The 6,962-nt window shown below is 31.0% G+C and carries 8 protein-coding genes; 4 read left to right on the plus strand and 4 right to left on the minus strand.

Annotated features, from left to right (window positions below):
* The first annotated feature begins 21 nt into the window (after nucleotides 1-21).
* Nucleotides 22-861: a THC0290_0291 family protein gene (locus tag AC1XJX_RS01540; RefSeq protein ID WP_482002198.1), complete on the plus strand. Its 840-nt coding sequence runs from the start codon at nucleotides 22-24 to the stop codon at nucleotides 859-861.
* On the opposite strand, the gene AC1XJX_RS01545 is transcribed toward AC1XJX_RS01540, so the two are convergent.
* Complete coding sequence (locus tag AC1XJX_RS01545; RefSeq protein ID WP_482002199.1) at nucleotides 858-1,997, minus strand: cystathionine gamma-synthase; 1,140 nt, start codon at nucleotides 1,995-1,997, stop codon at nucleotides 858-860. The two genes, AC1XJX_RS01540 and AC1XJX_RS01545, sit on opposite strands and share 4 nt — an antisense overlap.
* A gap of 87 nt (nucleotides 1,998-2,084) precedes the next feature.
* Here AC1XJX_RS01545 and AC1XJX_RS01550 point away from each other — a divergent pair, with 87 nt between their 5' ends.
* The gene (locus tag AC1XJX_RS01550) at nucleotides 2,085-2,804 is read left to right on the plus strand and encodes a DUF3298 and DUF4163 domain-containing protein (RefSeq protein WP_482002200.1); all 720 of its coding nucleotides are present in this window, start codon (nucleotides 2,085-2,087) and stop codon (nucleotides 2,802-2,804) included.
* Here AC1XJX_RS01550 and AC1XJX_RS01555 read toward each other — a convergent pair.
* On the minus strand, nucleotides 2,784-3,248 hold the full coding sequence (locus tag AC1XJX_RS01555; RefSeq protein WP_482002201.1) for a DinB family protein: 465 nt from the start codon (nucleotides 3,246-3,248) through the stop codon (nucleotides 2,784-2,786). The two genes, AC1XJX_RS01550 and AC1XJX_RS01555, sit on opposite strands and share 21 nt — an antisense overlap.
* 58 nt (nucleotides 3,249-3,306) lie before the next feature.
* Here AC1XJX_RS01555 and AC1XJX_RS01560 point away from each other — a divergent pair, with 58 nt between their 5' ends.
* Both AC1XJX_RS01560 and AC1XJX_RS01565 read left to right on the plus strand, forming a co-directional pair.
* Nucleotides 3,307-3,669 (plus strand): arsenate reductase family protein, encoded by a 363-nt coding sequence (locus AC1XJX_RS01560; RefSeq protein WP_482002202.1) that lies wholly within the window; start codon nucleotides 3,307-3,309, stop codon nucleotides 3,667-3,669.
* A gap of 13 nt (nucleotides 3,670-3,682) precedes the next feature.
* Entirely contained in the window at nucleotides 3,683-4,471 is a 789-nt protein-coding gene (locus tag AC1XJX_RS01565) for a carboxylesterase family protein (protein ID WP_482002203.1), read from the plus strand.
* A gap of 25 nt (nucleotides 4,472-4,496) precedes the next feature.
* On the opposite strand, the gene AC1XJX_RS01570 is transcribed toward AC1XJX_RS01565, so the two are convergent.
* Together AC1XJX_RS01570 and AC1XJX_RS01575 are read right to left on the minus strand one after the other, a co-directional pair.
* Nucleotides 4,497-5,426 (minus strand): PorP/SprF family type IX secretion system membrane protein, encoded by a 930-nt coding sequence (locus tag AC1XJX_RS01570; RefSeq protein WP_482002204.1) that lies wholly within the window; start codon nucleotides 5,424-5,426, stop codon nucleotides 4,497-4,499.
* On the minus strand, nucleotides 5,426-6,962 hold a 1,537-nt coding region (locus tag AC1XJX_RS01575; protein WP_482002205.1), incomplete at its 5' end, for an Ig-like domain-containing protein. The genes AC1XJX_RS01575 and AC1XJX_RS01570, both read right to left, overlap by 1 nt.

Here is a 6,962-nt window from a genome sequence, read left to right on the forward strand (position 1 = left end):
CCTCAAAAATAAATCCTTATTATGCTTAACTTGAAACATTTAGCTGTTGCTTTTTGTGTTTTTATTTTATATCAAACATCAAATGCTCAGCTAGGATTCTCTCACGAATTAGGTGTTATTGCTGGTCCTGTACAATTTAGATCTGATTATGGAAGTAGAAATGAAGGAAAAACCAATTTTGGTAACTCTGGAATAGGTGTTGGTTTAGTACACTATTTAAACTTTTCTTATCGCGCTGATTGTAACTGTTATACTGCTGATACCTATTTTAATGATCATTTTAAACTTAGAAATGAAGTCTCTTGGAATAAAACAAATTTAAATCATATTGGCGAATGGGTTGGTGCTGATAATATTACTCCTGATGCTGATAAGCTTAGAGCTCATAGTGGCGTAGCTGAGAACTTTGATGTTGGTACACAGATTGAATTTTTTCCATTTAGCATAAGAGATTTTCAAGGATTTGCCTATAGTTTAGCTCCTTACGTAAGTTTAGGGGTACACTATACTACATCATCACCTCAAGCATTTACGAGTTATGGGGATGGTAATATTTATAATGAAAACAATATATATTCATTTTGGTATCGAGATCCTTCATTCTTACCAGATTTACCACCAGGAACTCCTTTATCTGATCGTCAATATCCAATTGACGACTCTAAACATTCTACATGGTCTGTTGTATCAAGCGTTGGGTTTAGATATAAACTTACTAAACTATCTGATCTTTTAGTAGATTTAAGATGGCAATATTATTTTAACGATTGGGTTGATGGATTAAACCATGAATTATCATTTAACCAAAATAACGATTGGTTAGTTTGGTTAAATGTTGGCTATATTTTTTATTTAGATTAACATAAGGCTTGCTCTAAATCTGCAATTAAATCATCAATATCTTCAATACCAACACTAAGTCTTATTAACGAATCTACAACACCTGTTTTTTCGCGTTCTTCTTTAGGAATACTCGCATGTGTCATACTCGCTGGATGACCCGATAAAGATTCAACACCTCCTAATGATTCAGCCAAAGTAAAAACTTTTAAATTCTCAATAATCCTTATTGCTTCTTGATAATTATTCCCTTTTGTTGTAAATGATATCATCCCACCAAAATCCTTCATTTGTTTTTTTGCTATCTCATGGTTTGGATGAGTCTCAAAACCTGGCCAATAAACTTTTTCTATTTTTGGGTGTTTGACTAAAAATTCGGCTACCGCTTTACCATTTTCACAATGACGTTGCATTCTAACATGTAGGGTTTTAATACCTCTTAAAACTAAAAAACTGTCTTGTGGGCCACAAATAGCACCACTAGCGTTTTGGATAAAATACAGTCTATCAGCCAAATGTTTTTCTTTAACAATCAATGCTCCCATAACTACATCACTATGACCACCAAGATATTTTGTAGCAGAATGCATAACAATATCAGCTCCTAAATCTAATGGTTTTTGTAAGTATGGTGTTGCAAAAGTATTATCAACTGCCAGCAAAATGTTGTGTTTTTTAGCGATTTTTGAAGTGGCTTCAATATCAATAACATTCATCATTGGGTTTGTTGGCGTTTCTACCCAAATAAGCTTGGTGTTTTCGTTAATATAACCTTCTATATTTGAAGTATTTTGCATACCAATAAAATGAAATTTAATCCCAAAACCTTGAAAAATTTTGGTAAACAATCTAAAAGAACCTCCATATAAATCGTTAGTGGAGATTACTTCGTCACCAGGGTTTAAAAGTTTTATTATTGCATCAATAGCTGCTAGCCCAGAACCAAAAGCAAGTCCGAAGTTTCCGTTTTCAATACTAGCTAAAGCATTTTCTAAAGCATTTCTTGTAGGATTGTGTGTTCTAGAATATTCGTAACCTTTATGACCCCCTGGAGTGGTTTGAGCATAGGTTGATGTTTGATAAATTGGTGGCATTACAGCACCATAAGCCTTATCATGTTCTTGTCCGCCGTGAATTACTTTCGTATTAAACTTCATATAAAGATCTAATTTGTACAAATGTAAGTTTTAATTCGGTGTATTCAAATGCAATAATTACCTTTAACAGTAGTTTGTAAATCAGATATGCTTCAAAAAAAATTCGTTATTATTATACTTTTAGTTTTCATTTTTACAGCATGTGAAGATGATAGAAGAGTCTCTTTTTCTGATATTAATATTTCAACAGAGAACAACACGCTAGTTGATGTTAACATTATAGTAGCTTCAGGAAATTCAAATGCAGCAACCAATATTAATTCTGAAATTGAAAAAATTATTTTACAGGCTTTAAATATTGGAAATCCAGATACTATTACTTCAAAATCTATTGAAGAAAGCATCAACAATTTCAACAATGAATACCAATCTTTCAAAATAAATTTTCCAGATACGGTTGCAGAGTGGGAAGCACAAATTGATGGAGAGATTATGTTTCAATCTCCCGAAATCATCAGTATCGCCATAACAAGTTATAACTTTACTGGAGGAGCACATGGTTCTTTAAATATTTCTTTATTAAATTTTAATGCTACCACTGGTAATATTATAGAAAATAAAAATCTATTTAAAAATATTGAGGAGTTTAAAGCATTAGCTAAAACTTATTTTTATAATGCACTTGAAGATAAAAATACGCTTTTTGAGGCTACTAAGTTCCAATTACCAGAAAACATTGCATACAGCGATGAAGGTCTTATTTTATTGTATAACACTTATGAAATCGCACCCTATTCGACAGGAATTATCGAATTTAAAATGCCTTATAATGCCATTGAGAGCTACTTAGTTTTTAATGGCTTTTAAAAGTGCCAAGACATATCCATAATGCAATGCTTCGTGTATGGAAACAAATTGTAAAGCTTCCTCAATATTTGTTAAGGTATTTCCTGTAGTAGAGACGGTGTAAGCATTATAAGATTTAAATACGCGACTCTTATAATCTTCTTTTATTTTTTCTGTAGTTGAAAAAAGCAACCCTTTTATCTCGTTTACCTCTTCTTGAGAAGTTGCTCCTTCTGGCTTAGTATCTTTTCTGTATTTATTTATCAAATCAACTGATAATGCAGGCTGTAATCCTGATAATCTATAAACTAACAACTGTTCTGTGACCACAACATGGGCAATGTTCCAAATAATATTGTTATTAAACCCTTCTGGGATTTTATTTAAAACTTCTAAAGAATTATTCTCAATTATTTTACTAAAAATTCCTCTAGTATTATTTAAAACTTGAAATGTAAAGTCCATATTATTTAATTTTTTGATAAATATAGTTTTAATTTGTTTTTTACAAACCTCAATAAACATGAAAAAAGTATACTATCTAAAAACGTGTAATACCTGTTTAAAAATTTTAAAAGAGCTTAATTTACCATCTGAATTTATTTTACAAGACATCAAAAATGAAGCTATCACTGTTACTCAGTTAGAAGAAATGAAAACGCTTTCCGGTAGTTATGAAGCGCTTTTTAGTAAACGCTCAAATCTTTACAGAGAAATGAATTTAAAAAATCAAGATTTAACTGAGCGTGATTATAAACAATACATTTTAGAACATTACACCTTTTTAAGCAGGCCTGTAATAATTGTTGATGTTAACATATTTATTGGAAACTCTAAAAAAACAGTTGATACTGCTAAGTTGTTTATTGATTCACAAAAACTGTAATTGTAAATATTTAATGAGAATTTTTAATCTAGTTTTAACAGCGTTTTCAATAAGCTTAACTTTCAGCCAAGACTATGAAAAAAAAGTTTTTATTAGAAACAATGATAGCTTGCCTTATCGTATTTTACTACCTGAAAATTATAATCCTGAAATAACCTATCCCTTAATTATGTTTTTGCATGGCGCAGGTGAAAGAGGTAATGATAACTATAAACAATTAGTACATGGAAGCATCCTTTTTAAATCAGAAGCATTCAGGAAGCAATATCCAGCAATTACTATTTTCCCTCAATGCCCTAAAAACTCATATTGGGCTAGTGTTGAAAAACGACAATCAAAAAAAATCAATAAAAGATTTAAATATCATAAAAAGTTATCTGATTATAATACCATGGAGCTATTAGAAAATTTTTTGTATGATTTAGACAAAACTTATAAAATTGATCCTTCTAAACGCTATGTTGGAGGGCTTTCTATGGGTGGGATGGGTGCTTTTGAATTGGTTGCAAGAATACCAAACTATTTTGCTGCTGCTATTTCAATTTGTGGAGGTGGAAATCCAAAATGGGCAAAAACATTAGCCAATACTCCTTTCTGGATTTTTCATGGTACAAGCGATGATGTCGTATCATACAAATACTCTAAAAAAATGTATAAAAAAATGAAATCATTTAACAATCATACTAAACTAACATTTTATAAGGATGTAAAGCACAATAGCTGGGAAAATGCCTTTGCAGAGACTGAATTTTTACACTGGTTATTTTCTTTTAAAAAAAACACAAACAAGAAGCATTTATAAAAATAAAAATGCGAGTAGATACTCTTTAAAAAGTATAACACCCACACCGCTCTCTCCTCCAATAATCTTTAAATCGAATATTTAGAAACAAACTATGAATGCCATCATTCTCTCTAGAAAAACCATTAATTGAACTATCATACGAATACCCTATCATATATTGTTCTAAAAATCTAAAACCTGCAAATGCTCCAACAGTAGAATTTAAATCAATATTTAAGCTTACATAAAATTTTTCGTGCCAATCTAAAGTCGCTGATAATAAAGTGTTTATTGGAGCTCCTTCTACAACCCTACTTAAAATACTTGGCTGTAAATTAACATCCTCATCTAATCGTATAAAATAACCTAATGTTAAGTAATAATTTTGTGTTGTATTTGCTAAGGTATTTTTAAAACCATCCATAGTCTTTGTTTTAAGCAAATTTGGTATACCTAGTCCTAAGAAAAAATCGTTGCTATGCAAATAAAACCCAGTTCCTATATTCACATTCATACTATTTACTCTGTCGTTGAATGAATTAAACTCGTTTTGGTTTTCTATGTTTAGCTTACTATAGTCTATAGAATTGTATGAAACACCTGCTTTAAGCCCCATAGATAATCTCCAATTATCATTAAGTTTTATATGATAAGCATAATTTCCTAATATTTTTGTTTCAGACGAAACACCTATTTCATCTCGAATAAGTTCTAACCCTAAACCATTATTTGAACCAAGAAAAGTACCGTGCCCATTAACAAAAATTGTTTTAGCAGCTCCATCAAAACCTAGCCATTGAGATGAATATAAAGAAGAAAATGACATTCCTTCAAAACTTCCAGCATAAGCTGGATTGTATGTAAGTGGGTTTAAAGAAAAAGTTGATAATTTAATGTCTGATTGACCCGAAATGAAGGTAGGCATCAAGAACAAAACAATAATTTTTATTAGTATATATTTATTTAACATCATTAATTCTTATTATCAATATTAATAAAACCTTTTAGCTGTGTTTGCTTACAATAGTTTGGATATTTTAAAACAAAGAAATAGGTCCCAGAGGGCAAAAAACTATCTCTCGATACAACGCCAGAAACGTTGGCTGTACCATTAAACACTACTGTTTTATTATTATAATTACTATTTTTCCAAACTAATGTTCCATATCTATTATATATATCAATAGTATTCAGAGGGAAATTTTCTATTCCAATAATTCTTAAAGCATCATTAATGTTATTACTGTCTATTGTTATTAAATTATAGTACTCCAGATCGGAATCTATAATTTGAATATTAAATTCTAATCGGTCTATACTTTCACAACCGGATGCAGTATTGAATGCTGCACCATAAAGGGTTTCTCCATTTTCTAAAACATGATCTGATGTTACTAACTCCCCTCCAACCGAACTATCATACCAATTCATTGTAATCCCACCAGAATCTATAAAATCAATTGTTGGATTCAATTCTTTACAAAAACTAATTTCAGTTTCTACATCTGGTAAGTATAGATTTTCTACACTTATTTCTACTTTAAATCTAGATAAGCTTTCACATAAAGTTGATTGGTCATAAGAAGAAGCAAATAAATTTAAACCATCAGTAAGTAAATAATTTAGACTTAATGGTTCTCCGCCATTTGGAGTTAAGTACCAATTTAAAAAAGAAGTATTTAATATCAAATCCGAAATCATTGGACTGTTTATAGCACAAAAGAATTGCTCAGCCATACCATTTGGTGTCTGAGGTCTTGGTTTTACTTCAATAGTCATAGTTGAATTTGTTGCACATTGTCCAATATCCGGAGTAAATGTGTAGGTGGTTGTAACTGTATTATCTATAATTGGAGACCATACTCCACTGTAACCATTAATTGAGGTTGTTGGTAAAGTTAATATGGTATCCCCAAAACAAATTGGATCAACTTGTGTGAAAATTGGCGTAATCTTTAAATCAAATACTACATTTACAGATATTCTATCATTACTTTCGCAACCATCAATAGTCTGTGAAGCAAAAACAGTTTGTCCATTTGTTAGTTCTAATGTAGGGTTCAATTGATTTCCTCCTATTGCTGAATCATACCATTTGATATTATTTCCAGTCACTAATAAATCGCTTATGCTAGGAATATCGCAGAAAATTTGTGTTTCGGCTCCTGTAGGAGCATTAGGTATTGGAACAATACTTAAAGTAACTGCAGTTCTTATTAAACTTGAACAGCCTGTAATATCATTGATAGCCTCTGCATAATAAGTCACAGAACCAATAGTATTTAGTGATGGGTCAGCTACAATACTACCGCCTATAGCGGCATCATACCAAGTTAGAGTCTCTCCATCAAAAACGTTAGCAGTTGCTGTAAGTGATGTAAATTGGCAACCTATTTGATCACCGTTACTAATAGGTGAATTAGGACCTATATCTTTAGTAATGATAATACTTTCTGTATCACTACATCCATTCGTACCAGTTACAGTTAAAGTATATGTCCCTGGTGTC

Source organism: Flaviramulus sp. (genome assembly GCF_982512915.1).